Source organism: Burkholderia sp. 22PA0106 (genome assembly GCF_047497155.1).
In the GTDB taxonomy this organism is placed as follows: domain Bacteria; phylum Pseudomonadota; class Gammaproteobacteria; order Burkholderiales; family Burkholderiaceae; genus Burkholderia.
On the sequence record NZ_CP163163.1, the window covers coordinates 2,943,655 to 2,965,780 of the forward strand.

24 protein-coding genes are annotated in these 22,126 nt (G+C 68.0%); 11 read left to right on the forward strand and 13 right to left on the reverse strand.

The features are described from left to right. Nucleotides 1-244 precede the first annotated feature (244 nt). The 8 genes from AB4850_RS27980 to rng all read left to right on the forward strand — a co-directional run bounded on the left by AB4850_RS27980 (nt 245) and on the right by rng (nt 7,315). The gene (locus AB4850_RS27980; RefSeq protein WP_414442678.1) at nt 245-973 is read left to right on the forward strand and encodes a YebC/PmpR family DNA-binding transcriptional regulator; all 729 of its coding nucleotides are present in this window, start codon (nt 245-247) and stop codon (nt 971-973) included. A gap of 107 nt (nt 974-1,080) precedes the next feature. Beyond that, on the forward strand, nt 1,081-2,358 hold the full coding sequence (gene purD, locus AB4850_RS27985) for a phosphoribosylamine--glycine ligase (protein WP_414442679.1): 1,278 nt from the start codon (nt 1,081-1,083) through the stop codon (nt 2,356-2,358). A 149-nt stretch (nt 2,359-2,507) separates the two neighbouring features. Further along, entirely contained in the window at nt 2,508-3,434 is a 927-nt protein-coding gene (gene hemF, locus AB4850_RS27990; RefSeq protein WP_414442680.1) for an oxygen-dependent coproporphyrinogen oxidase, read from the forward strand. Between the two features lie 28 nt (nt 3,435-3,462). Further along, a complete protein-coding gene (locus AB4850_RS27995) occupies nt 3,463-4,188 on the forward strand; it encodes a nicotinate-nucleotide adenylyltransferase (protein ID WP_414445631.1) in 726 nt (241 codons plus the stop codon). 1 nt (nt 4,189) lies between these two features. Beyond that, on the forward strand, nt 4,190-4,639 hold the full coding sequence (gene rsfS / locus AB4850_RS28000; RefSeq protein WP_414442681.1) for a ribosome silencing factor: 450 nt from the start codon (nt 4,190-4,192) through the stop codon (nt 4,637-4,639). 41 nt (nt 4,640-4,680) lie between these two features. After that, on the forward strand, nt 4,681-5,151 hold the full coding sequence (gene rlmH / locus AB4850_RS28005; protein ID WP_414442682.1) for a 23S rRNA (pseudouridine(1915)-N(3))-methyltransferase RlmH: 471 nt from the start codon (nt 4,681-4,683) through the stop codon (nt 5,149-5,151). Between the two features lie 42 nt (nt 5,152-5,193). Continuing rightward, a complete protein-coding gene (locus AB4850_RS28010; protein ID WP_414442683.1) occupies nt 5,194-5,838 on the forward strand; it encodes a Maf family protein in 645 nt (214 codons plus the stop codon). Between the two features lie 7 nt (nt 5,839-5,845). Next, nucleotides 5,846-7,315, forward strand: a complete 1,470-nt coding sequence (gene rng / locus AB4850_RS28015) for a ribonuclease G (protein WP_414442684.1) — start codon at nt 5,846-5,848, stop codon at nt 7,313-7,315. Between the two features lie 21 nt (nt 7,316-7,336). Here rng and AB4850_RS28020 read toward each other — a convergent pair whose 3' ends face one another. The 12 genes from AB4850_RS28020 to AB4850_RS28075 form a co-directional block, all read right to left on the reverse strand. After that, a complete protein-coding gene (locus AB4850_RS28020) occupies nt 7,337-7,696 on the reverse strand; it encodes a RidA family protein (protein WP_414442685.1) in 360 nt (119 codons plus the stop codon). Beyond that, nucleotides 7,693-9,105 (reverse strand): FAD-dependent oxidoreductase, encoded by a 1,413-nt coding sequence (locus tag AB4850_RS28025; RefSeq protein WP_414442686.1) that lies wholly within the window; start codon nt 9,103-9,105, stop codon nt 7,693-7,695. The genes AB4850_RS28020 and AB4850_RS28025 overlap by 4 nt, the downstream gene beginning before the upstream one ends. Beyond that, on the reverse strand, nt 9,095-9,406 hold the full coding sequence (locus AB4850_RS28030; RefSeq protein WP_414442687.1) for a (2Fe-2S)-binding protein: 312 nt from the start codon (nt 9,404-9,406) through the stop codon (nt 9,095-9,097). The genes AB4850_RS28025 and AB4850_RS28030 overlap by 11 nt, the downstream gene beginning before the upstream one ends. Beyond that, a complete protein-coding gene (locus AB4850_RS28035; protein WP_414442688.1) occupies nt 9,384-10,508 on the reverse strand; it encodes an NAD(P)/FAD-dependent oxidoreductase in 1,125 nt (374 codons plus the stop codon). Before AB4850_RS28035 ends, AB4850_RS28030 begins: the two co-directional genes overlap by 23 nt. Then, nucleotides 10,505-11,299, reverse strand: coding sequence for an ABC transporter permease (locus AB4850_RS28040; protein ID WP_414442689.1), 795 nt, complete (start codon nt 11,297-11,299; stop codon nt 10,505-10,507). Before AB4850_RS28040 ends, AB4850_RS28035 begins: the two co-directional genes overlap by 4 nt. Continuing rightward, entirely contained in the window at nt 11,299-12,099 is an 801-nt protein-coding gene (locus AB4850_RS28045; RefSeq protein WP_414442690.1) for an ABC transporter permease, read from the reverse strand. Before AB4850_RS28045 ends, AB4850_RS28040 begins: the two co-directional genes overlap by 1 nt. Before the next feature lie 56 nt (nt 12,100-12,155). Beyond that, complete coding sequence (locus AB4850_RS28050; protein WP_414445632.1) at nt 12,156-13,193, reverse strand: ABC transporter ATP-binding protein; 1,038 nt, start codon at nt 13,191-13,193, stop codon at nt 12,156-12,158. A gap of 251 nt (nt 13,194-13,444) precedes the next feature. Next, nucleotides 13,445-14,845, reverse strand: a complete 1,401-nt coding sequence (locus tag AB4850_RS28055; protein WP_414442691.1) for an amidase — start codon at nt 14,843-14,845, stop codon at nt 13,445-13,447. Then, the gene (locus AB4850_RS28060; protein ID WP_414442692.1) at nt 14,842-15,060 is read right to left on the reverse strand and encodes a hypothetical protein; all 219 of its coding nucleotides are present in this window, start codon (nt 15,058-15,060) and stop codon (nt 14,842-14,844) included. Before AB4850_RS28060 ends, AB4850_RS28055 begins: the two co-directional genes overlap by 4 nt. Next, on the reverse strand, nt 15,057-16,475 hold the full coding sequence (locus AB4850_RS28065; protein WP_414442693.1) for an MmgE/PrpD family protein: 1,419 nt from the start codon (nt 16,473-16,475) through the stop codon (nt 15,057-15,059). Before AB4850_RS28065 ends, AB4850_RS28060 begins: the two co-directional genes overlap by 4 nt. Continuing rightward, nucleotides 16,472-17,500 carry an ABC transporter substrate-binding protein gene (locus AB4850_RS28070; RefSeq protein WP_414442694.1) on the reverse strand — a complete coding sequence of 343 codons (1,029 nt, stop codon included), beginning with the start codon at nt 17,498-17,500 and terminating at the stop codon, nt 16,472-16,474. The genes AB4850_RS28065 and AB4850_RS28070 overlap by 4 nt, the downstream gene beginning before the upstream one ends. 171 nt (nt 17,501-17,671) lie before the next feature. Then, on the reverse strand, nt 17,672-18,565 hold the full coding sequence (locus AB4850_RS28075) for a LysR substrate-binding domain-containing protein (RefSeq protein ID WP_414442695.1): 894 nt from the start codon (nt 18,563-18,565) through the stop codon (nt 17,672-17,674). Nucleotides 18,566-18,919: 354 nt separating this feature from the next. Between AB4850_RS28075 and AB4850_RS28080 the strand changes: the two genes are divergently transcribed. Next, nucleotides 18,920-19,222, forward strand: coding sequence for a hypothetical protein (locus AB4850_RS28080; RefSeq protein ID WP_414442696.1), 303 nt, complete (start codon nt 18,920-18,922; stop codon nt 19,220-19,222). Between the two features lie 81 nt (nt 19,223-19,303). Here the strand turns inward: AB4850_RS28080 and AB4850_RS28085 are convergent, their stop codons facing one another. Continuing rightward, a complete protein-coding gene (locus tag AB4850_RS28085) occupies nt 19,304-20,533 on the reverse strand; it encodes an MFS transporter (RefSeq protein ID WP_414442697.1) in 1,230 nt (409 codons plus the stop codon). A 98-nt stretch (nt 20,534-20,631) separates the two neighbouring features. On the opposite strand from AB4850_RS28085, the gene AB4850_RS28090 reads away from it, so the two are divergent. Continuing rightward, nucleotides 20,632-21,639 carry a LysR family transcriptional regulator gene (locus AB4850_RS28090; protein ID WP_414442698.1) on the forward strand — a complete coding sequence of 336 codons (1,008 nt, stop codon included), beginning with the start codon at nt 20,632-20,634 and terminating at the stop codon, nt 21,637-21,639. Further along, a complete protein-coding gene (locus AB4850_RS28095) occupies nt 21,636-21,965 on the forward strand; it encodes a TfoX/Sxy family protein (protein WP_206128165.1) in 330 nt (109 codons plus the stop codon). The genes AB4850_RS28090 and AB4850_RS28095 overlap by 4 nt, the downstream gene beginning before the upstream one ends. Nucleotides 21,966-22,126: the final 161 nt, after the last annotated feature.

Below are 22,126 nucleotides of genomic sequence, written 5' to 3' on the forward strand. Positions count from 1 at the left end.
CCCGATTCCCCGCGCTCCGACACCCCGCCCTTTGCACGCAGACGCACCGGTACGGGTTGCGTCGCATGGTAAAATCGCGTGCTTCGCGTCCGGAGCCCGTCACGGGCGGCCCGGGCCTGCCGCCGGCATCGCGCGCGCAGGCGCAATCGCGAACCTACGACATCTCGCGGCTTCGCCACACGGCGCACCGCAACACATCGCTTAAGACACGCCCGCCGGATCGCGCGGGCGACGGAGAACGGGTATGGCTGGTCATTCCAAATGGGCCAACATCAAGCATAAGAAGGCAGCGGCCGACGCCAAGCGTGGCAAGGTCTGGACGCGCCTGATCAAGGAAATCCAGGTGGCGGCGCGCCTGGGCGGCGGCGACGCGGCCTCGAACCCGCGCCTGCGTCTGGCGGTCGACAAGGCAGCCGACGCGAACATGCCGAAGGACAACGTCAAGCGCGCGATCGATCGCGGCATGGGCGGCGCGGACGGCGCGAACTACGAGGAAATCCGCTACGAAGGCTACGGCATCGGCGGCGCGGCGATCATCGTCGACACCATGACCGACAACCGCGTGCGCACCGTCGCGGAAGTCCGTCACGCGTTCTCGAAGTACGGCGGCAACATGGGCACCGACGGTTCGGTCGCGTTCATGTTCGATCACGTCGGCCAGTTCCTGTTCGCCCCCGGCACCTCCGAAGACGCGCTGATGGAAGCCGCGCTCGAGGCCGGCGCGGAAGACGTCAACACCAACGAAGACGGCAGCATCGAAGTGCTGTGCGACTGGCAGGCGTTCTCCACGGTGAAGGACGCGCTGGAAGCGGCCGGCTTCAAGGCCGAGCTGGCCGAAGTCACGATGAAGCCGCAGAACGAAGTCGAATTCAGCGGTGACGACGCCGTCAAGATGCAGAAGCTGCTCGACGTGCTGGAAGATCTCGACGACGTGCAAGAGGTCTACACGAACGCGGTCATCGGCGACGAATGAACGCGAACCGGCCCGTCTTTCGGGTGAAAGGCGGCCACCGCCCGGTACCGCGGCCGGCCCGCTCGATGCGCGCCGGCCGCCCCATTTTCTAGTCTGCGGGGATTCCCATGAAATTACTCGTCGTCGGTTCCGGCGGCCGCGAACATGCGCTCGCCTGGAAACTCGCCCAGTCGCCGCGCGTTCAGACCGTCTACGTCGCGCCCGGCAACGGCGGCACCGCGCAGGACGCGCGCCTGAAGAACATCGATCTGACCTCGCTCGACGATCTGGCCGACTTCGCCGAAGCCGAGCAGGTCGCGTTCACGCTGGTCGGCCCGGAAGCGCCGCTCGCGGCCGGCATCGTCAACCACTTCCGTCAGCGCGGCCTCAAGGTGTTCGGCCCGACCCGCGAAGCTGCCCAGCTCGAAAGCTCGAAGGATTTCGCCAAGGCGTTCATGAAGCGCCACGGCATCCCCACGGCCGAGTACGAAACCTTCACCGAAGCGGCTCCCGCGCACGCCTATATCGACGCCAAGGGCGCGCCGATCGTCATCAAGGCCGACGGCCTGGCCGCCGGCAAGGGCGTGGTGGTGGCGATGTCGCTGGAAGAAGCGCATGAAGCCGTCGACATGATGCTGTCGGGCAACAAGCTCGGCGACGCCGGCGCGCGCGTGGTGATCGAGGAATTCCTCGACGGCGAGGAAGCCAGCTTCATCGTCATGGTGGACGGCAAGCATGCGCTGGCGCTGGCTTCGAGCCAAGACCACAAGCGCCTGCTCGACGGCGACCGCGGCCCCAATACGGGCGGCATGGGCGCCTATTCGCCCGCGCCGATCGTCACGCCGCAGATGCACGCCCGCGTGATGCGCGAAATCATCATGCCGACGGTGCGCGGCATGGAAAACGACGGCATCCGCTTCACGGGCTTCCTGTATGCGGGCCTGATGATCGACAAGGACGGCAATCCGCGCACGCTCGAATTCAACTGCCGCATGGGCGACCCCGAAACCCAGCCGATCATGGCGCGCCTGAAGAGCGATTTCTCGAAGGTCGTCGAACAGGCGATCGCGGGCACGCTCGACACGGTCGAGCTCGAATGGGACCGTCGCACCGCGCTCGGCGTGGTGCTGGCTGCCCACGGCTACCCGGATTCGCCGCGCAAGGGCGATCGCATCAACGGCATCCCCGATGAAAACGGCCATGCGGTCACGTTCCACGCCGGCACGACCTACGATGGCGACAAGCTCGTCACGTCGGGCGGCCGCGTGCTGTGCGTGGTCGGGTTGTCGGATTCGGTGCGCGGCGCGCAGCAGGCCGCCTACGACGCGATCAACCAGATCAACTTCGAAGGCATGCAATACCGCCGCGACATCGGCCATCGCGCGCTGAACCGCAAGCAGGGCTGAACCCGCTTGGCCGCCGCCCGGTGCGCATGCGCCGGGCGGCGTTTTTCATGGTGCGCCGCCCGGCGCCGGGGCACCGAGGCCGGAAGGTCTACAATCCCGGCAATCGGCGCCCGAGCGAAATGCGCGAGCCGCGCCCTCTTTCCCGAGTCATGACCACCGAATCGAATTTCGACGCGAACCGCGTACGTGCCTATCTCGAAGGCCTGCAAGCCCGCATCGCCGACGCGCTCGGCGCGTTCGACGGCGCCCCGCTCGCGACGCACACGTGGCGGCGCGGCCCGGAAGAGCGCCTGCGCGGCGGCGGCTGCACGCGCATTCTCGAAGGCGGCCGGTTCTTCGAGCGCGCCGGCATCGGCTTCTCGGATGTTTCCGGCGACGCGTTGCCGCCGTCGGCCAGCGCGGCGCGCCCGCAACTGGCCGGGCGCGGCTTCGAAGCGCTCGGCGTGTCGCTCGTGCTGCATCCGCGCAACCCGCATTGCCCGACCGTGCACCTGAACGTGCGCATGTTCGTGGCGACCAAGGCCGGCGAGGCGCCGATCTTCTGGTTCGGCGGCGGCATGGACCTGACGCCCGTGTACGGCTATGAGGATGACGCGCGCCATTTCCACGCGGCCTGCCGCGATGCGCTGGCGCCGTTCGGCGATACGTATTACCCGAGCTTCAAGCGCTGGTGCGACGAGTATTTCTTCCTCAAGCACCGCAACGAAACGCGCGGCATCGGCGGGATCTTCTTCGACGATCTCGCGGAGCCGGGCTTCGAGCAGTCGTTCGAGATCATGCAGGCGGTGGGCGATGCGTTCCTCGGCGCCTACCTGCCGATCTGCGAGCGCCGCCGCGACACGCCTTACGGCGAGCACGAGCGCGAGTTTCAGGCTTACCGGCGCGGTCGCTACGTCGAGTTCAACCTGGTGTTCGACCGCGGCACGCTGTTCGGCCTGCAAAGCGGCGGCCGCACCGAGTCGATCCTGATGTCGATGCCGCCCGCCGCCCATTGGCGCTACGACTGGCAGCCCGAACCGGGCACGCCGGAAGCACGTCTTTACAGCGATTTCCTGGTGCCGCGCGACTGGCTGTAAGCCGCGCGCCCATCACGAACCCGAAGCCCTGACCGCAAGCAAAGGACGCGTCCTGGACACTCAAGCCCGACCGAACCCGCTGCCGCACCGGGTCGCCATCCTCGGCGGCACGTTCGACCCGATCCACGACGGCCACCTCGCGCTGGCGCGGCGGTTCGCCGACGTGCTGGCGCTGACCGAACTGGTGCTGATGCCGGCCGGCCAGCCTTACCAGAAGCGCGACGTGTCGGCGGCCGAGCACCGGCTCGCCATGACGCGCGCCGCCGCGCCGTCGCTGGCGCGTCCCGGCGTGACCATCACCGTCGCGCCGGACGAGATCGAGCACACCGGCGCGACCTACACGGCGGAAACGCTGGCGCGCTGGCGCGAGCGCGTCGGTCCGCACGCCTCGCTGTCGTTCGTGATCGGCGCCGATCAACTGGTGCGGCTCGACACCTGGCGCGACTGGAAATTGCTGTTCGAACTGGCGCACGTGTGCGTCGCCACGCGCCCGGGCTTCGACCTGAGCGCCGCGCCGCCCGTGGTGGCCACCCAGATCGCGTCACGCCGCGCCGACGCGGCGGCATTGCAGTCCAGCCCGGCCGGCCGCGTGCTGGTCGATACCACGCTCGCATTCGATATCGCCGCCACCGATATCCGTACTCACCTGCGCGAGTGCATCGCGCGCCGCGCGCAAGTCCCCGACGCGGAGGCCGAGCACGTCCCGGCCGCCGTCTGGGCCTATATTCTTCAACATCGTCTCTACCATTCCTGACATGGATATTCGCAAACTGCAGCGCGTGATCGTCGACGCCCTCGAAGACGTCAAAGCGCAAGACATCAAGGTGTTCAACACCAGCCACCTCACCGATCTGTTCGACCGCGTGATCATCGCGAGCGGCACCTCGAACCGCCAGACCAAGGCGCTCGCCAACAGCGTGCGCGAATCGGTCAAGGAAGCCGGCGGCGAGATCATCAGCTCGGAAGGCGAGGACACCGGCGAATGGGTGCTGGTCGACTGCGGCGACGCCGTGGTCCACGTCCTCCAGCCGGCACTGCGCCAGTACTACCGCCTCGAGGAAATCTGGGGCGAGAAGCCGGTGCGCATGAAGCTTGCCGACAGCGGCCCGGCGGGCGCGTCGGTCTCCGTCGATGAAGACGAGGACGGCGAGGACGATCCGACCGCCAAGCCGGCTCGCAAGGGCGGCCACCTGCGCCGCAGCTGAGGCGTGGGCGTACGTGAAGCGTTGGAAGTGAGTTCGCACCCATGAAGCTGCATATCGTCGCCGTCGGCCACAAGATGCCCGGCTGGGTGTCGGACGGGTTCGACGAATACGCGAAGCGCATGCCGCCCGAGTTGCGTATCGAGCTGCGCGAGATCAAGCCCGAGTTGCGTTCAGGCGGCCGCAGCGCCGAAAGCGTGATGGCTGCCGAGAAGACCCGGATCGAAGCGGCGCTGCCGAAGAGCGCGCGCATCGTCGCGCTCGACGAGCGCGGCCGCGACTGGACCTCGATGCAGCTTGCGCAGGCGCTGCCGGGCTGGCAGCAGGACGGGCGCGACGTCGCGTTCGTGATCGGCGGCGCGGACGGGCTCGACCCCGAGTTCAAGGCGCGCGCCGACATGCTGCTGCGGATCTCCAGCCTCACGCTGCCGCACGGCATGGTGCGCGTGTTGCTCGCCGAGCAGCTTTACCGAGCGTGGAGCATCACGCAGAATCACCCCTACCACCGCGCATGACGCGCCGCGTTCGCGCGCCGTCATGTGCCCACCACGAGAACCATGACGATGTCCGATCGCCGCCTCCTGCCCGACACGACCTACCCGTTCGTCTATCTCGCCTCGCAAAGCCCGCGCCGGCAGGAATTGCTGAGCCAGCTCGGCATCCGCTTCGAATTGCTGCTGCCGCGTCCCGACGAGGATGCCGAGTCGCTCGAGGCCGAGCTGCCCGGCGAATCGGCGGCCGACTACGTGGTGCGCGTATGCGCCGCGAAGGCCGATGCGGCGCGCGCCCGGCTCGTCACCAGCGCCCTGCCCGCCGCGCCCGTGCTGGTGGCGGACACCACCGTGACGATCGACGGCAGCATCCTCGGCAAGCCCGCCAGCGCCGACGATGCACTGTCGATGCTCGCGCGCCTGGCCGGCCGCACCCACGAAGTGCTGACCGCGCTGGCCGTGGTCGACGCCGACGGCACCCCGCTGATGCCGGCGCTGTCGCGCTCGACCGTGCAGTTCGGGCCGGTCGGCGCCGAGGCGCTGGCGCGCTACGTGGCCAGCGGCGAGCCGTTCGGCAAGGCCGGCGCGTATGCGATCCAGGGCCGCGCGGCGGAGTTTGTCGAGCGAATCGACGGATCGCATTCCGGTATCATGGGTCTGCCCCTATTTGAAACCGCCGCGCTGCTGCGCGCGGCGCGTGTCGTTTTCTGAGCCCGCCATGAACGAAGAAATCCTGATCAATCTCACCCCGCAGGAAACGCGGGTCGCGCTCGTGCAGCAAGGCGCGGTGCAGGAGCTTCATGTGGAGCGCACGCTGTCGCGCGGCCGCGTCGGGAACATCTATCTCGGCAAGGTCGTGCGGGTGCTGCCCGGCATGCAATCGGCATTCATCGACATCGGCCTGGAGCGCGCCGCGTTCCTGCACGTGGCCGACATCTGGCAACCGCGCCCGCCCGGCGATCCGCACGGCAGCGTGCCGCATCCGCCGATCGAGAAGATCGTGTTCGAAGGCCAGACGCTGATGGTGCAGGTGATCAAGGATCCGATCGGCACCAAGGGCGCGCGGCTATCCACCCAGGTCAGCATCGCCGGGCGCACGCTGGTCTACCTGCCGCAGGAGCCGCATATCGGCATCTCGCAGAAGATCGAGAGCGAGGCCGAGCGCGAGGCCGTGCGGGCGCGGCTGACCGCCGTGATCCCGCCCGAGGAGAAAGGCGGCTACATCGTGCGGACCATCGCCGAGGATGCCAGCGGCGAGGAGCTGGGCGCCGACGTGACCTACCTGCGCAAGACCTGGGCGACCATCGTCGCGCAGGCGCAGCGGCTGCCGGCCACCAGCCTGCTTTACCAGGATCTCGACCTCGCGCAGCGCGTGCTGCGCGATTTCGCGAACGACGACACCTCGAAAATCCAGATCGATTCGCGCGAAACCTTCGCGCGGCTGTCGACGTTCGCGGGCGAATTCACGCCGGCCGTCAGTGCGCGCCTGCATCACTACACCGGCGAGCGGCCGCTGTTCGATCTCTACAACATCGAGACCGAGATTCAGCGGGCGCTGTCGCGGCGTGTCGATCTGAAGTCGGGCGGCTACCTGATGATCGACCAGACCGAGGCGATGACGACGATCGACGTCAACACCGGCGGCTACGTCGGCGCGCGCAACTTCGACGACACTATCTTCAAGACCAATCTCGAAGCCGCGCATACGATCGCGCGGCAATTGCGGCTGCGCAATCTGGGCGGGATCATCATCATCGACTTCATCGACATGGAGAACGCCGAGCATCGCGACGCCGTGCTCGGCGAGTTGAAGAAGGCGCTGTCGCGCGACCGCACGCGCGTGACGGTGAACGGCTTCTCGCAGCTGGGGCTGGTGGAGATGACGCGCAAGCGCACCCGCGAATCGCTGGCGCACGTGCTGTGCGAACCCTGCCCGACCTGCCAGGGCAAGGGGCAGGTGAAGACGCCGCGCACGGTGTGCTACGACGTGCTGCGCGAGATCCTGCGCGAATCGCGGCAGTTCAACCCGCGCGAGTTCCGCGTGATCGGGTCGCAGCAGGTGATCGACCTGTTCCTCGACGAGGAATCGCAGCATCTGGCGATGCTGATCGATTTCATCGGCAAGCCGGTGTCGCTGCAGGTGGAGTCGAATTTGAGCCAGGAGCAGTACGACATCGTGCTGATGTGATGAAGACGCTCCGCGGCGTCTTCAATCGACGGACGCCGTCACCGTGATTTCGAACAGTAGGTGGGGCGACGCCAGGCTCGCCTGCACCGTGGTACGTGCCGGCGCGGCGCAAGGCGGCAGCCAGGATTCCCAGACTGCGTTCATCGCGGCGAAGTCCGCCATGTCCTTCAGGTGGATCAGGGCGGACAGGATTCGCGCACGGCCGCTCCCGGCCTCGGCGAGCAAGGCATCGACACGCGACAGCGCTTCCCGGGTCTGGGACGCGATGTCCGGCGCGTCGACGCCGGACGCGGTTTGCCCGCACAGATAGGCCACCCCGGCATGCTTCACGAGCTTGCTCATGCGTGCCGTGGTCCCGAATCGCTCGATCGTCGGATTCATTCTGAAAACTCCCCATGGTTGGACATCTTTCGTGATTCGCGATCCATTCCGGCGAGGGAATGCAGCGGAATCGGCTTGATCGGCGCTCTCACTCGATACGCGCCGACCCCATCCGGGCTCGTCCCGTGCGCTTCCGCCAGGATTTGCGTCACCGTGAGCCCGCATAGCCGCCCCTGACAAGGCCCCATGCCGCAACGGCTGAAAAACTTCGTCTGATTGGGCCCGACGCAGCCCAGGCGCGCCATCTCGCGAATCCGGCCCGCGCTCACCTCTTCGCAGCGGCATGCGAGCACCGCGTCCGGGGGCGAGCCGATCCAGCGAGGCGGCCGGTAGAGCGCATCGAGAAACGGCCGTACTGCCCGTTCGCGCTCGAGTTGCCGCTGCCACCGTCGCGCCAGCCGATCCCGCTCGTCGGCGCCGATCCGGCCAAGGGCACCGGCGACGCCCAGCGCGGCAAGCGCTCCGCTCGCCTCGGCGGCGCGTGCACCGTCGATACCGGCGCCGTCTCCTGCGATCCAGATCCCGTCGAGCGAGGTCGCCCCCCATCCATCGCGGATCGGATGCCACGCCAGTTGCGCGTCGCTCCAGGTGTGCTCCAGCCTCAGCAATCGGGTCAGTTGCGTGTTCGGCACCACTCCGTGATGGAGCAGCACCATGTCGGCGGGCAATGCGTGCCGCTCGCCGCGATGCGAGAACGTCACCCCGCGCACGCCCGCGTCACCCTCGATGGCGAGCGCCGAAGCGTGCCGGTACCACGCAACGCCCGAGGCTCGCAGCCTGGCGAGCAGGCGCAGGCCTTTCCAGAGCGGCGCGGGAGCCCGCAGCGCACCCGGCAGCCGGCGCAGCGCCAGCATCAGGTTGTCGTGCGGCCCGGTTTCGATCAATGCCGTCACCCGCGTGCCCGCCGCCAGCAGTTGACAGGCGACCAGCAACAGAAGCGGCCCGGTGCCGGCCAGCACGACGCGCCCGGCCGGCACCGAGGGGCCCGATTTCAGCGCGATCTGCGCCGCACCGGCGTTCATCACCCCCGGCAGGGTCCACCCCGGCACCGGCGACGGCCGCTCCATCGCGCCCGTTGCAACCAGCACGTGACGTGCGCGCACCTGCTCCGAACGCCCCGCCGACAGCAGGCTCACCGTGCGGTCGGTCGCGACGTCCCAGACCAGGGCGCCGCTGCGCAGTTCGACGCCCGTCTGCCGCAGACGGTGCACGAGCCCGCGCCCGGCGGCGTAATCCGGCCCGAGCAGGGCCTTGACCGCTTCCGAGGCGACATCGACGTTGCGATAGATCTGACCGCCCTCGCGAGCCTGCTCGTCCAGTACGACCACCTCGAGGCCGAGCGCGCCAGCGACGGACGCCGCCGACATGCCGGCCGGTCCCGCGCCGATTACCGCGAGGTCATATGACATCGATCTCTCCCGCAATGCGCGCGCCGTGCTGCCGGCGCACGCGCATGCCGTCGCGAACCTCGAGCATGCAGGCTTGTACATTGGGCTGCCCGTCGACGTTCACCAGGCATTCGAAGCAGACCCCCATCAGACACAAGGGCGCGCGCGGCGCGCCTGAAACCGGGGTGGTGCGGGTATGGTCCAGGCCGGCCGCGAGCAGTGCCAGGGCGACGCTCTCGCCCTCGCGGGCCTGGATGACGCGGCCTTCCACCGTCAGGTTGACGATGCGGCGCGACGCCTCAGCGTGAAGCGGTTTGAACATGGAATCGGTCTGCCTTGAAAGTCAGGATGGCGGGCGGCGTGTCGGCACCGCGGATCCAGTCCGCGATGACGCCGGCGTGATTCGCGGCGAGCGTGATGCCGCTGTGGCACGTCACCAGGAACGCCCCGGGGCACGCCTGCGAGGCCTGATAGATCGGGTAGCCGTCGGGCGTCATGACCCGCAGCGCGCCCCACGCGCGCATCACATTGACGCCGTCGAGCAGCGGAAACTGGCGCGCCGCGTTTCGCGCGATGCGGCCGAGCTCGCTCGTCGTGGTGCCGTCGTCGTAGCCGGTCGCCTCCTTCGAATCGCCGAGTTGAACCACGCCCTCGCCGGTTTGCCGGACATGGCTCGTCGGATAGCGAAGAAACGGCGTCACACGCTCGGTCACGATGATCTGTCCGCGCTCGGGATGAACCGGCGCGGCCAGGCCGACATGCGGGGCCAACGCCTTGTTGCCGAGTCCGGCCGCCAGCACGATTCGCCCGGCCACATGGCAGCCCGTGCGCGTGCGCACCTGGAACTCGCCGCCTCGATGCTCGATGGCCTCGGCGCCCTCTCCGGTCCTGACGACGCCCGCCAGGGCCTTGAAGGCCACCAAGAGCGAGCGCAGCAACCGCAGCGGGCTGACGTGGCCGTCCATCGACGAATACAGCGCCCCCACCACGTCGGGACCGACGTGCGGCAGCCGTTCCCGCAGCGCAGCGCGGTCGAGCCGCTCGAACGGATAAGGCATGCCGATCGTGTCGCGAATGCGTCCCATGTCGTCGACGCTGCGCGCCAGCGCTTCCTCCGTCAGCGCCAGCCGCAAGCCGCCGATCTGCGACAGCTCGAGGTCGATCCCGGTCCGCTCGACGAGCTCCGTGGCAAAGGCGGCCCAGCGCTGCGCCGAGGCGAGGCTCCAGCGGGCGTATTCGAGGTGGTTCAGCCCCTTGCCCTGAACCCAAACCAGTCCGAAATTGCCGCGCGCGGCGCGAAACACGTCATCGCCCTGATCCAGCACCGTCACGCGCTGCCCCGCGCGGGCCAGACCGTAGGCGACCGACATGCCGATGATCCCGCCACCCACGACGATCGTGTCGATTGATGTTGTCTGTTTCATGCTTTTCCGGAAAGAACGCGGTCGAGACCGAACATCCGGTCCAGCAACACCATCAGCAGCAACGTGATCAGGATCAGCACGCTCGACACGGAAGCGAGCAGCGGGTCGATGGTATTGGCGATGTAGTTGTACATCCGCACGGGCAGCGTCTCGGTGGCCGCGGAGGAGACGAAGATCGACATGGTCAGCTCGTCGAAGCTGCTGATGAACGCGATCAACCAGCCGCCGGCCACACCCGAGGCCACGAGCGGCAGCTCGACGCGCCGAAAAGTCGTCCAGCCGGAGGCGCCGAGCGTGTGCGCGGCATGGCTCACCGAACGATCGAACCCCGCGGCCGACGCAACGACAAGCCGCAGCGCATACGGCAGCACGACCAGGGTGTGCGCGAGCACGAGCGTCCACATCGAGCCCGACACGTTCGCCTGCGTGAAGAACCGCAGCAAGGCGATGCCCAGCACGACGTTGGGAATCATCAGCGGCGACAGCAGCAGGCTCATCAGGGCCTCTCGACCGCGAAACCGGAACCATGCGATGGCCAGGCCGGCGGGCACCGCCAGCATCGTCGCGAAGCTCGCCGCACTCGTCGCGAGGCCGACGCTTCGCCAGAAGGCGTCGATGAAGTCGGGCGCGTCGAGGATCGCCCGATACCAGCGCAGCGACGCCCCGTGGAACGGCATCGCCACGTAGCCCTTGTCGGTGAACGATACGAGCACGACGGCCACGAGCGGCGCCAGCATGAAGGCGGCGAACACGAGGTGGAAAATCAGGAGGAGCGGAGGAGTGCGTTTCATCAGAATACCTGTCTGTAGCGTCGCTCGACGTAGCGGCCGACGACGATCGAGATGAACAGGACGGCCACCATCAGCACCGCCGCCAGCGCGGTGCCGAGCGGCCAGTTCAGATTGCCGAGGATTTCGTCATACACCGTGGTGGGCACGACCTTGAGGCGACGCCCGCCGATGATCGCCGGCGTGGCAAACGCGCTGGCCGTCAGTGCGAACACGATCAGGCCACCCGACAGCACCCCGGGAATCACCTGCGGAAACACGATGCGCCACAGGATGGTGGTGGCCGACGCGCCGAGCGTCTCGGCGGCCTGTTCGGTGGACGCGTCGATTTTCTGCAGCGAGGTCCACACGGCGAGCACCATGAACGGCACCTGTACGTGGACGAGGGCGATGACGATGCCCGTGAACGTGAACATCAGCCGCACCGGCTCGTCGACGATGCCAAGCCCCACCAGCAGCGAATTGACGATTCCATCCCGGTCGAACAACACCGCCCATCCCAGCGTGCGGACCACCACGGACATCAGCAGTGGCCCCAGCACCACGAACATGGACACCGCACGCCATCGCGACGAGAGCCGGTTGAGCAGGTACGCCTCCGGCACACCGATCACGACGCAGATGAATGTGACCGTGACCGACAGCGCGAAGGTTCGGCAATAGATGCCCCGATAGTAGGCGTCGCCGAAAATTTCGCGATACTGAGCCAGGGAGAGGGAAAGGCCGCGCGCGCCCTCGGCGTCCGGCGCATGAAAGCTCTGCGACAGCGTGAGCAGCAGCGGTATCGCGACGAAGGCCAGCATGACGATGGCCGCCGGAGCGGACAGGCCATACGGCAACGGAATCCGCGTCGATGGCTTCATCGCGCACCTCCGGGCACCACCACCGCATGTTCGCCGTGCCATGCGAGCCCCACCTCGTCGCGCTCGGCCGCGGGCAGCGAGCCGCCGTTGAGCTGCGCGTAGTGCACGATGCCAAGCGGCGTCTCGACCGCGATCAGCCAGTGATTGCCGAGGAAGACGCGGCTGCCTACCCGCCCCCTGACCAATGCGTCCGAGCCCGCCTCTCGAATCTTCTCCGGCCGGATGATGTATTCCACCTCCCCGTCCGGCACCGCGCCGGCGCAAGGCAGCAGGTGGCCGTCGACCTGCACCGTGCCCCCGCGATGGATGCCGTTGAATACGTTTGCCCGGCCGAGAAACGTCGAAACGAAGCGATCGCTCGGCGTCTCGTACATGTCGAACGGGCTCGCGACCTGCTGCACCGCCCCCTGCTTCATGAGCACGACGCGGTCCGCCAGCGTCATCGCCTCGGCCTGATCGTGCGTCACCATCAGCGTGGTGATGCCGAGCCGCTGCTGGAGCGCGCGCAGTTCGATCTGCATGTCCTCGCGCAGCTTCGCGTCGAGCGCGCCCATCGGCTCGTCGAGCAGCAGCACCCTGGGCTCGATCACGAGCGCGCGCGCCATCGCGACGCGCTGGCGCTGGCCGCCGGACAGCGCCTTCGGATAGCGATCGCCGAGGCCCGTCAGATGAACCAGTTCCAGGGTCTCGGCCACGCGACGCCTGCGCTCCGCCGACGAGACACGTCGCATCTCGAGCCCGAAGCTCACGTTCTGATGCACGGTCATGTGCGGAAACAGTGCGTAGCTTTGGAATACGATGCCGAGACCGCGCGCGCTCGGCTTCAGGCGCGTGATGTCCTCGCCGTCCAGCACGATGCTCCCGGACGTCGGCTCCACGAGGCCGGCAAGCATTTGCAGGGTCGTGGTCTTGCCGCAGCCGGACGGGCCGAGCAGGCAAACGAATTCGCCACGTTCGATCGACAGCGTGCAGTCCTTGACCGCCGTGAAGGTATCGTATTGCTTCACGAGTCCGTTCAGTTTCAGATAGCTCATTGCGGACTCGGCGTTCAACGGATCGAGTCCACCGCGGCGCCCGATCGCAGCACCCGGCATCGATGACCGGATGATGCGCCCCCATCGGCGGCCGCTCGGTCTTTTTTCTGCATGTTCATGGCTTCGTCTCTCTCCTGCGTCCTTGTGCCTGCATCGGCAAAAACACCCCGACTTCGAGTGCGAAAAAAATCCCGAGACATCGAAATTTCACTGCATGCGTCCTGATGGACGCATCGACCCGCGCATGATGATCAGGACACCACACGATCCGCCCCGGAGGGACGCGTTCCCGACCCGATCGCCCTATCGATCACGTTCGCCACCCGCAGCAACAGCGCCTCGTTGAACGGCTTCGCGGCGATCTGAACGGCGACGGGCAGGCCATCGGTCCCGTCGCCGGAGCGCACGCACATGGCGGGCCAGCCCGTCACGTTGAACGGCGCGTTGAATCCCGGCGCCCGCAGATCGCCCCACTCCGGCACCTGATCGATGCGCGGCGCCTCGCCCGGCGCGCCCGCCGTGACCAGCACGTCGACGTGCTGCGCGGCATGCGCCGTCCGCGCGCAAAGCTGCGCGCGCAGACGCACCGCGGCAAGGTAGTCGGAAGCCGACATCAGCGCGCCGAGCGCCAGCCGATTGCGCAGCCGCTCGCCGAATTCGTCGAAGCGCTCACGCAACCAGGGCTCGTGCACGGCGGCCGCTTCGCTGACCATGATGACGAAGTTCGCCGCGTGGTATTCGAACAATGACGGCATGTCGAGCGCCACGATCTCCGCGCCCTCGTGCCGCCAGATCGCCAGCGCATCGGCGAGGCCGCGTTGCGTCGCGTTGCTCGCGCACTGGTCTTGCTCGTGCCAGCGCGACACCACACCGATGCGCACGCCCGCGATGCCGCGGCGCAGGCCCGACACGAAATCGGGCACCGCCAGCTCGACCGAGGCCGGATCGCGCGGATCGTGGCTGGCCATCGTCTGCAGCAGAATCGCGCAATCCTCCACGGTTGCCGCCATCGGGCCGATGCTGTCGAGCGAATAAGCCAACGGCAAGACGCCGTGGCGGCTGCATCGTCCATAGGTCGGCTTGATCCCGACGATGCCGCACATGGCGGCAGGGCTGCGAATCGAGCCCGCGGTGTCAGTCCCGGTGCCGCCGAGCATCAAGCCTCCCGCGATGGCCGCCGCCGTTCCGCTCGACGAACCGGACGTGAAGTAATCCGTGTTTCGGGGATTGCGCGCGGGTGGCCACGGCAGATCGAACGCCGGTCCGCCGAGCGCGAACTCGTGGGTGGTCAGCTTGCCGAGCAGAGCGGTGCCGGCTTGCGCGAGACGCGCCACGACGAAGGCGTCCTCGTCGGGAACCCAATCGTGCAGCAGTCGCGACTGCGCCATGGTGGCGATGCCGCGAGTGGCGAACACGTCCTTGTGAGCGATCGGAATGCCGTCGAGTCTGCCGCGCAAGGCACCGGTCATCATCCGTTGCTCGGCGGCCCGCGCATCGGCCCGGGCTCGCTCGGGCGTCACCGTCACGAAGCTGTGGAGTTCGCCGTCGAGCGTCGCGATGCGCGCAAGGCAATGATCGACCAGTTCCACCGGCGACAGTTGCCGTGCAGCAATGAGCGTCGCGGCTTGCGCGATCGTGGAGGGGTAGCTCATGGCGCAATCGTCTCGCTCGGCGAGTCGGCCGGGTCGTGCACCCGGGCGTCAGCGCGGAAGAGATGGGCAGGCTCGGCCGCGCGATCGCGAGCCGGCTGGCGCACCCGTTCCAGCAAGGGCTGGACAAGCGCCCAGCCGCGCTCGATCGGCAGAGCCTGTTCACGACGCAGCCCCAGCCCCGCCAGGCGCAGTCGTTCGCTGAAATCGTCGCTCATGATCGCCGGTCCACCAGGTCGAGATGCGTCAAACTGCAGTCCAGCGCCGTGAAATCGCCGCCCCGCGCGTCGCGCAATGCGCCCAGCATCTGCTCGCGCTGGGCCTCGCTCGCGACTTCGCGTGTCGCATCGGCGAACTTCGCCTCAAGTTCCCGATCGGTCAACGGCATGTCGGCCTCGCCGCGCGGTGCGGTCACGTCCGACTCGTATCGCACGCCATGGCTGGTCACGGCCACGCGGGCCAGCGTCTGCGCGGGAAATCGCGCATCGAGCGACGGATCGAGTCGAACATGAACCCGCATGGCGAGCGCGGTCGCTGCGTCGTCGCCCAGCGCGCGCGCCGTCAGCGGCAACAACGCCCGTTCCCCGCGCAAGGCGACCAGCGCAAGGCAGTACGGGATGCTGTACTGCACGTCGGCGAGGTGTTCGGGTCGCACCTTGTTGGTGATGCGCAGCGCGCCGCCGTACGTCCACACCTCGATCGACTCGATGCTGGCGGGATCGATGCGATGACGCGTCATCAGCGCGATCAGTGCGTCCAGCGGTGCATGCACATGACGGCAACAGGCGTGGAGCTTGAAATACACGTGGTGGACGTGGCCTGCCGCGCCCGCGACGAAATCGTCCGGGAAGCCGTAATGGAGCGGGCTGTCGAGCCGGTTGCGCGGGCCTGTATACCCGGCCTCGGCAAGATCGAGCGCCGTCATGCCGGTCACGACCGACCACGCGATGCCCTCCTTGACGTCGCTGCCTTCCGGACGCACTGCCTGCGCCGGCGCACTCAGGAACAACTGGTTGGGTGCGCTTTCCTCCGCGATCGCAAGCGCGTGTGCAATCCGGTCGGCGGCGACCTCGCGCAACGCGGCGGCGGTGGCGACGACCGCGCACGCCGACCACGTACCGGTATTCCCGTAGCTCGTTCGCGCCGCCGCGATCGACACCCCCACCTCGTAGCCGATCGCGATCGCATTGACGAGTCGATCCGGTGACGCGCCCGTTGTCCGGGCGACGGCCAGCGCCACGGGAATCACGGCCGCGCCCGGATGGCCGCGCGCGATCCGGTGACCATCGTCGAGATCGAGGGCCGCCGCCGCTGCGCTGTTGGCCCAGGCCGCGCCGAGTGCGGACGACCGCTGGCCGGAAAACCAGATCGGCACGTCACCGTCGCGCATCGTATCCCGCGCTACCCGGCGAACGGCACGCACACCCGGTTCGCGGCAACCCGCCGCGGCCGCGGCAAGCAGATCGGTCAGGCACCGCAGCACGGCGTCCCGGGTCGAAGGATGGGGGCGCTGCGCCCGTGCGGTCTCGATGTAGGTGGCAAACGAGTGAATCACGCCGCGCGCACCTCGGTGCGGCACCCTTTCCGCCCCCCCTTCGGCCCCCTCGGCGCTACCGATCGTGACGGTGCTCATCGCTCGACCTCCCGGTTCCAGCGCGATGTCCACGTGCTGCGGTTGACGTTGATCGCGTCGATGTCCGCCTTGATCAGCTTCTGAACGCTTTCCGGCCCGTAGACGACCCCGGCAGCCACCGACGGCGACAGTTTCGTGTCCGGGTTGACCGGCCCGAGACCGGTCGCATCCGTGAACATCGCCTGAACTTCCGGACTCAGCAGGTACTGGATGAAGGCCTGCGCCTGGCGCGGCAACGGCGCGTCCTTGACGGGACACACCTCGCTGAGAATCATCGCCGCGCCTTCCTTCGGATAGACGAACTTGACCGGCGCGCCCTGCTGCACCATGGCCCGTACCCGGCCAGTGCCCCACACGCCGAGCGACGCCTCGCCGGTTTGCAGCAATTCGGCCATCTTGCCCGGCGACGCCTCCCAGTCGAGCACGCCCGGCGCGATCCGCTTCATCGCCACAAAACCCGGATCGATGTTCTTTTCACCGCCGCCGTTCAGCCGCGCCTGCATCACCAGCGCAAGCAGGCCGAAGCCGTTCGTGATCGGTGGAATCACGATGCGGCCCGCGTAACGCGGGTCACGCAGGTCGTTCCAGGAGGTAGGCGCCGGCCAGCCGTGCCTGGCGAAGACCTCCGTGTTGTAGACAAGCCCCGTCGCGCCGTAACCCAGGCCGATCGCCTCGCCATTCGCACGCCTGGCACTCGGATAGACGTTCCTCGAATTGGGGCCGTCCTCGATCTTTCCACACAGGCCGGCATTGATCGCCAGGCTCATCGGCGCGTCGTCGATGATCGCCACGGAGATTTCCTGGCGGCCCTTCTGCGCCTCGAGTTTGGCCAGCGTATCGGTGGAATTTCCGGCGACGTACACCACCTTGATGCCGCTCTTCGCCTCGAAGGGCGGAACGATCTTTTGTCGGAACGCCTTCTCGACGTCGCCGCCGAAGCCCGCAACATACATCGTGTCGGCGGCGCAGGCGCTGGTCGATACGATCGTCGAAAGGAGTGCGAGACAGCTGATATATGTTCGCATTGGCAGATCCCGTTTGGTCGGGTTGCTTGCCTCGCAACCCTCGAATTATCTGGCTAAAACACCAGAATTGACCAAATTGTAGGGACGCCAATTAGCGCGAGAAAGACTGATTTCGAAGGCTGTATATGCCTGAATCTTATATATGGACCAGTCGTCGCCGGCGCGACGACATTACCCCGACACTGCGGCTTGGACCTCGTTCGCGAATGCCCGGGCCAGCGGCGAAGTGGTGGTCGAATCGGGGAAAATCACCGCGTAGCGCGACATCGGGCAGCCTTCGAGCGGCCTGGCAACGACCTTGCTGGCGTCGAACGAGTCGAGGGTCACCGCTGAAAAAATGGAAATGCCGACACCAGCGGCCACCAGCCCCGCCGCGACGAGGGAGCTATGGGTTTCGACGACCACGTTCACCGATGCATTGGCTTGCGAGAACGCATCGTCGATCTGATACCGCACGTAGCTGTGCTGGGACAGCATCACCATGCGCTCTCCGTCGAGATCCGCGATTCGGAGATGCTCGACCGACGCCAGCCGATGGTCGGGCGGCATGATCACGGCCGAAGGCACGGGCGGCAGCGGCTCGATCGAGATCGCGGCACGCGAGATCGGCAGTTCGACCAGGCCCACGTCGAACTGCCCGGTCGACACGAGTTCGGCGATCTGACGGGACGGCAGGCTCTGAACCGTGGCCGTGATCGACGGCCGCGATGCCAGCAGCGCCTGTAGCGCGCGCGGCACGACCGACAGCGCAAATGCGGGCAGCGTGGCGATCCGGACGGCGCCGGCACGCTGGAACCGAATGTCCTGCGCCACCTGCCCGATCCGCTCGGCGCCGATATAGACCTTCTCGACCTCGCGATACAGGGTTTGCGCCTCGACCGTCGGCAACAGCCGCCGGCCGCGCCGCTCGAAAAGCTGGAAGCCGAGCTGCAGTTCGAGTAGGGCGATGGTGCGGCTCACCGCGGGCTGCGTCACGCTCATCAGGCTCGCGGCGCCGACCACGGTGCCGGTCAACATCACGGCGCGAAACGCCTCGATGTGTTTGAAACTCGGTGTATTCCTCATGGATCGACCCAACGCATATGCAAGGTTCTATCGTGCGATTCGATGCACGCGGGACCGGCCGGCATGCCTCGAATTTCCCGCGCAAACGGCACGAAAAATGCACATGCCCGCCGCGCTTTTGCACGAAAGCATAAGCGTGATTGATTTGACGAAGGAGATTTTCGCCGGACGGCGCCGGCCGCGGCGCCGCGGCCTTCGGCTGCCGGTGTTCGCGGATCGGCCAGGCCAGCGCCCCTTGTCGGGAATGCCGCAGCACGCCGCGACTTTCCTCACCTAGAATGAAAACCTGACGTCCACGACCGCGGACCCGGTGCCCGACACCCGTGCATCGTCCACGGCGACACGGAGGCCATCATGGCGGCAACTCCCGAGCGCGAGGCACGGATCGATCCGATCCCCTACGAAGGCTACGAAATCCACGTCACGGTGCACCCCGCCACGGCGGTCGCGAACCGTCACACCTACATCGGCTACGTCTGCCACCCCGGCGCGAATCCCGCGCTGCCCGGCCACACGGTGCCGTTCCATCCCAACGGCGAGGAAAGCTTCGCCAGCGTCGACGAGGCCGTGCGCGACGCCACGCGCGTCGGCCAGCTGATCGTCGACGGCTCGCATCCCGATCTCTCGGTGCTTTCGCTCGTCACGCACGGCTACTGAGCCTTCGGCATCCCCGCACGAAGCGGCGCGGCCGGCGTTCCTCATCGAACGCCGGCCGCGCCGCATTCTGTCCAGGCCCGTTCAGCACACCTCGCCACCACCCGCGCGCCATGCCTTTGCGCGCGCCGCATCGCGCGCCAGACACCGCTCCGACGCCAGCAACGCCCAGAACGCCGCCAGCGTCAACGCGGCCGACACGACCGCCAGCGCGCCCAGCCCGATGTGATCGGCCACCCGCCCGCCGATCCCCGCGCCCAGCGAAATGCCGAGAAAGATCCCCGACGAATTGAGCGCGATCACCATCCCCCGATAGTCCGGTTCCAGCGACACCACGCGGCGCAATTGCGACGGATAGAACAGATCCTGCATCAGCGCCCACACCACGAGCAGCGCCAGCAACACGGCCTGTCGCAAGCCGTCGGCCCAGGCCGCCGCGCCGAGCAGCGCGATCGCGGCGAACACGGGCGCCATCGTGCGCATCACGACCGTCAGCAGCCGTTCCGCCGAATGCCGCAGCGACAGGCGCTGCGCGACGAGATTGCCGACGATTCCCGTCACGCCGAACACCAGCAGCGCCACGCCGCCCTGCGCCGCGCTCGCGCCGAAACGCCCGGCCGCGAGCGGCAGGATCAGCGTGTAGGTGGCGAAGAACGCCGCCGTCTGCAGCACGATCACGGCCAGCCCGGCGGCGGTGGCCGGGCGCGCCAGCAGCCGCGCGAGCCCGGCCGGGCGCATCCGCTCGCCGTGCGAGGCGTCGCGCACGGTCGCGGCGATCCAGCCGGCGCTGGCCGCCCCGATCGCGGCCAGCGCGACGAACACGCCGCGCCAGCCGAACGCCTGCGAGATGGCTGCGGCCAGCGGTGCGGCAATCACGCTCGACAGCGTGACGCCGACGAACACCACGGCCAGCGCCTTGCCACGCCGCGCCACGGGCGTGATTTCGGCGCCGATCGCATTGGCCAGCGGGCTGACCGCCGCCGCCCCCAGCCCCGCCACGATCCGCGCCGCCAGCAGGCTGCCGAAACTGTTCGCGAACGCGCCAGCCAGCGTGGCCAGGATCAACACCGACAACCCGCCCAGCAGCAGGCTGCGCCGCCGCGCGTGCCCGGCCACGATCTGGATCAGCGGCGCACCCAGCGCGAACGCGATCGAAAACGCGCTCATCAGCAGTGCCGCGCGCCCCGGCGAGATCCGCCACGCACCGGCCAGCGCCGGCAGCGCGCCGACCACCCCGTACGACATCGCCCCCACGGCGAAATTGGCGCTCGCCAGCGCGCGCAGCGCATGGCGCTCCGGTTCTCCTGAAGTCATGGCCTGTCCACTCCCTTGTTCGACGAAACGATCACGGCGACAGCATGCGGGGGTGCTTGGTATATTTGAAATCGATTATTGATATGGGAGCCATCGACATGACGGATAGCCTTCCCGCGCTGCGCGGCGCGGATCTGGCCTTGCTCGGCTCGCTCGACATCCTGCTCGACGAGGCCAACGTGACGCGCGCGGCGGCGCGCCTGCATCTGAGCCAGCCGGCGTTGTCGGCGCAACTGGCGCGGCTGCGCGAGCTGACCGGCGATCCGCTGCTGGTGCCGGCCCGGCACGGCCGCGGCATGACGCCGACGGCGCGGGCCATGGCGATTCGCGAGCCGCTGCGCGCGGCCCTGCAAGGCCTGCAGGCGGCGCTCGCGCATGGCGTCGGATTCGATCCCGAGCACGACGCGCGAACGTTCCACGTGATCGCCAGCGACAACGGCTTCGTGATGGCCGGCGTCGATCTGGTCAAGCGGGTGTCGCAGCGCGCCCCGAACGTGCGGCTGGCATTCCGCTCGGTGCCGACCGATCAGGCCGGCGCGTGGCTCGAGAACGGCTCGGCGGACCTGCTGATCGCCGCCGATTTCGCGATTCCCGCCGGCATGACGACCCATGCGCTGCTGCGCGAGCGCTACGTGATGGCGCAACGCAAGGGTCATCCGCGCGGCCTAGCACCGCTCGACCTCGACGCCTACTGCGCCCTCGACCATGTGATCGTGTCGAGCGACGGCGGCGGCTTCCACGGCTTCATGGACGACGCGCTCGCGCGCCGTGGCCGCACGCGCCGCGTGACGATCTCGGTGCAGCAATACCATCTCGCACCGCTGGTGCTCGAGGCCACCGATTGCGTCTGCGCGCTGCCCGAGCGCTTCCTGCAACGCTTCGACGACCGGCTCGACCTGCTGCCGTTGCCGGTCGAGGTCGGCAGTTTCGGCCTGAACGCGGCTTGGCACCCACGCGACGAGGCGAACGCCGCGCATCGCTGGCTGCGCGAGCAACTGTTCTCCGCGCTGGCCACGGCCGACGGGCACGTCGATACGCAGCCGGACGCGGCTTCGTCTACCATCGTCGGCACGCCCGCCCCGCCCCCGCCAAGGAAGCCCGCATGACCCGCGATCTCGGTCTCGAAGAAGTCCTCAACGACGAACTGCGCGACGAAGCCTGGATCACGGGCCGCGCGATGTTCGGCGGCTGGGCCTGGATGGCCGACGGCAACCTGCTGTGCGCCGCGCGCCACGACGGCATGCTGGTGCGGCTCGGCAAGGGCAAGGAGGGCTGGGCGGTGGCGATGCAGGGCATCGAGCCGATGCGCAACGGCGACCGGCCAATGGCGGGCTGGGTGTGGGTTTCGCCCGAGCGCTGCGCGCAGGACGCGGTGCGGCGGCGCCTGCTCGACGCGGCGCTGGCGTTCGTCCGGACGCTGCCGCCGAAGTGAACGCGCACGGCGGGCCGTCGGCCCGAACCGTGCTCGGCCAGGCCGGCGCGCCCCCGACCGGCGTGGTGACCGGCCCGGAAGCGACCTCGTCGACAGGCTCGGAAGCACACGCCGCAGCCGGTGCCGAAGCGGGCTTCAAAGCGGGCTTCAAAACCGGCCGC

Coding starts and splice junctions, on each gene's coding strand:
- AB4850_RS27980 (WP_414442678.1), top strand. CDS start 245: ATGGCTGGTCATTCCAAATGGGCCAACATCAAGCATAAGAAGGCAGCG.
- purD (WP_414442679.1), top strand. CDS start 1,081: ATGAAATTACTCGTCGTCGGTTCCGGCGGCCGCGAACATGCGCTCGCC.
- hemF (WP_414442680.1), top strand. CDS start 2,508: ATGACCACCGAATCGAATTTCGACGCGAACCGCGTACGTGCCTATCTC.
- rsfS (WP_414442681.1), top strand. CDS start 4,190: ATGGATATTCGCAAACTGCAGCGCGTGATCGTCGACGCCCTCGAAGAC.
- rlmH (WP_414442682.1), top strand. CDS start 4,681: ATGAAGCTGCATATCGTCGCCGTCGGCCACAAGATGCCCGGCTGGGTG.
- AB4850_RS28010 (WP_414442683.1), top strand. CDS start 5,194: ATGACGATGTCCGATCGCCGCCTCCTGCCCGACACGACCTACCCGTTC.
- rng (WP_414442684.1), top strand. CDS start 5,846: ATGAACGAAGAAATCCTGATCAATCTCACCCCGCAGGAAACGCGGGTC.
- AB4850_RS28020 (WP_414442685.1), bottom strand. CDS start 7,696: ATGAATCCGACGATCGAGCGATTCGGGACCACGGCACGCATGAGCAAG.
- AB4850_RS28025 (WP_414442686.1), bottom strand. CDS start 9,105: ATGTCATATGACCTCGCGGTAATCGGCGCGGGACCGGCCGGCATGTCG.
- AB4850_RS28030 (WP_414442687.1), bottom strand. CDS start 9,406: ATGTTCAAACCGCTTCACGCTGAGGCGTCGCGCCGCATCGTCAACCTG.
- AB4850_RS28035 (WP_414442688.1), bottom strand. CDS start 10,508: ATGAAACAGACAACATCAATCGACACGATCGTCGTGGGTGGCGGGATC.
- AB4850_RS28040 (WP_414442689.1), bottom strand. CDS start 11,299: ATGAAACGCACTCCTCCGCTCCTCCTGATTTTCCACCTCGTGTTCGCC.
- AB4850_RS28045 (WP_414442690.1), bottom strand. CDS start 12,099: ATGCTGGCCTTCGTCGCGATACCGCTGCTGCTCACGCTGTCGCAGAGC.
- AB4850_RS28050 (WP_414445632.1), bottom strand. CDS start 13,193: ATGAGCTATCTGAAACTGAACGGACTCGTGAAGCAATACGATACCTTC.
- AB4850_RS28055 (WP_414442691.1), bottom strand. CDS start 14,845: ATGAGCTACCCCTCCACGATCGCGCAAGCCGCGACGCTCATTGCTGCA.
- AB4850_RS28060 (WP_414442692.1), bottom strand. CDS start 15,060: ATGAGCGACGATTTCAGCGAACGACTGCGCCTGGCGGGGCTGGGGCTG.
- AB4850_RS28065 (WP_414442693.1), bottom strand. CDS start 16,475: ATGAGCACCGTCACGATCGGTAGCGCCGAGGGGGCCGAAGGGGGGGCG.
- AB4850_RS28070 (WP_414442694.1), bottom strand. CDS start 17,500: ATGCGAACATATATCAGCTGTCTCGCACTCCTTTCGACGATCGTATCG.
- AB4850_RS28075 (WP_414442695.1), bottom strand. CDS start 18,565: ATGAGGAATACACCGAGTTTCAAACACATCGAGGCGTTTCGCGCCGTG.
- AB4850_RS28080 (WP_414442696.1), top strand. CDS start 18,920: ATGGCGGCAACTCCCGAGCGCGAGGCACGGATCGATCCGATCCCCTAC.
- AB4850_RS28085 (WP_414442697.1), bottom strand. CDS start 20,533: ATGACTTCAGGAGAACCGGAGCGCCATGCGCTGCGCGCGCTGGCGAGC.
- AB4850_RS28090 (WP_414442698.1), top strand. CDS start 20,632: ATGACGGATAGCCTTCCCGCGCTGCGCGGCGCGGATCTGGCCTTGCTC.
- AB4850_RS28095 (WP_206128165.1), top strand. CDS start 21,636: ATGACCCGCGATCTCGGTCTCGAAGAAGTCCTCAACGACGAACTGCGC.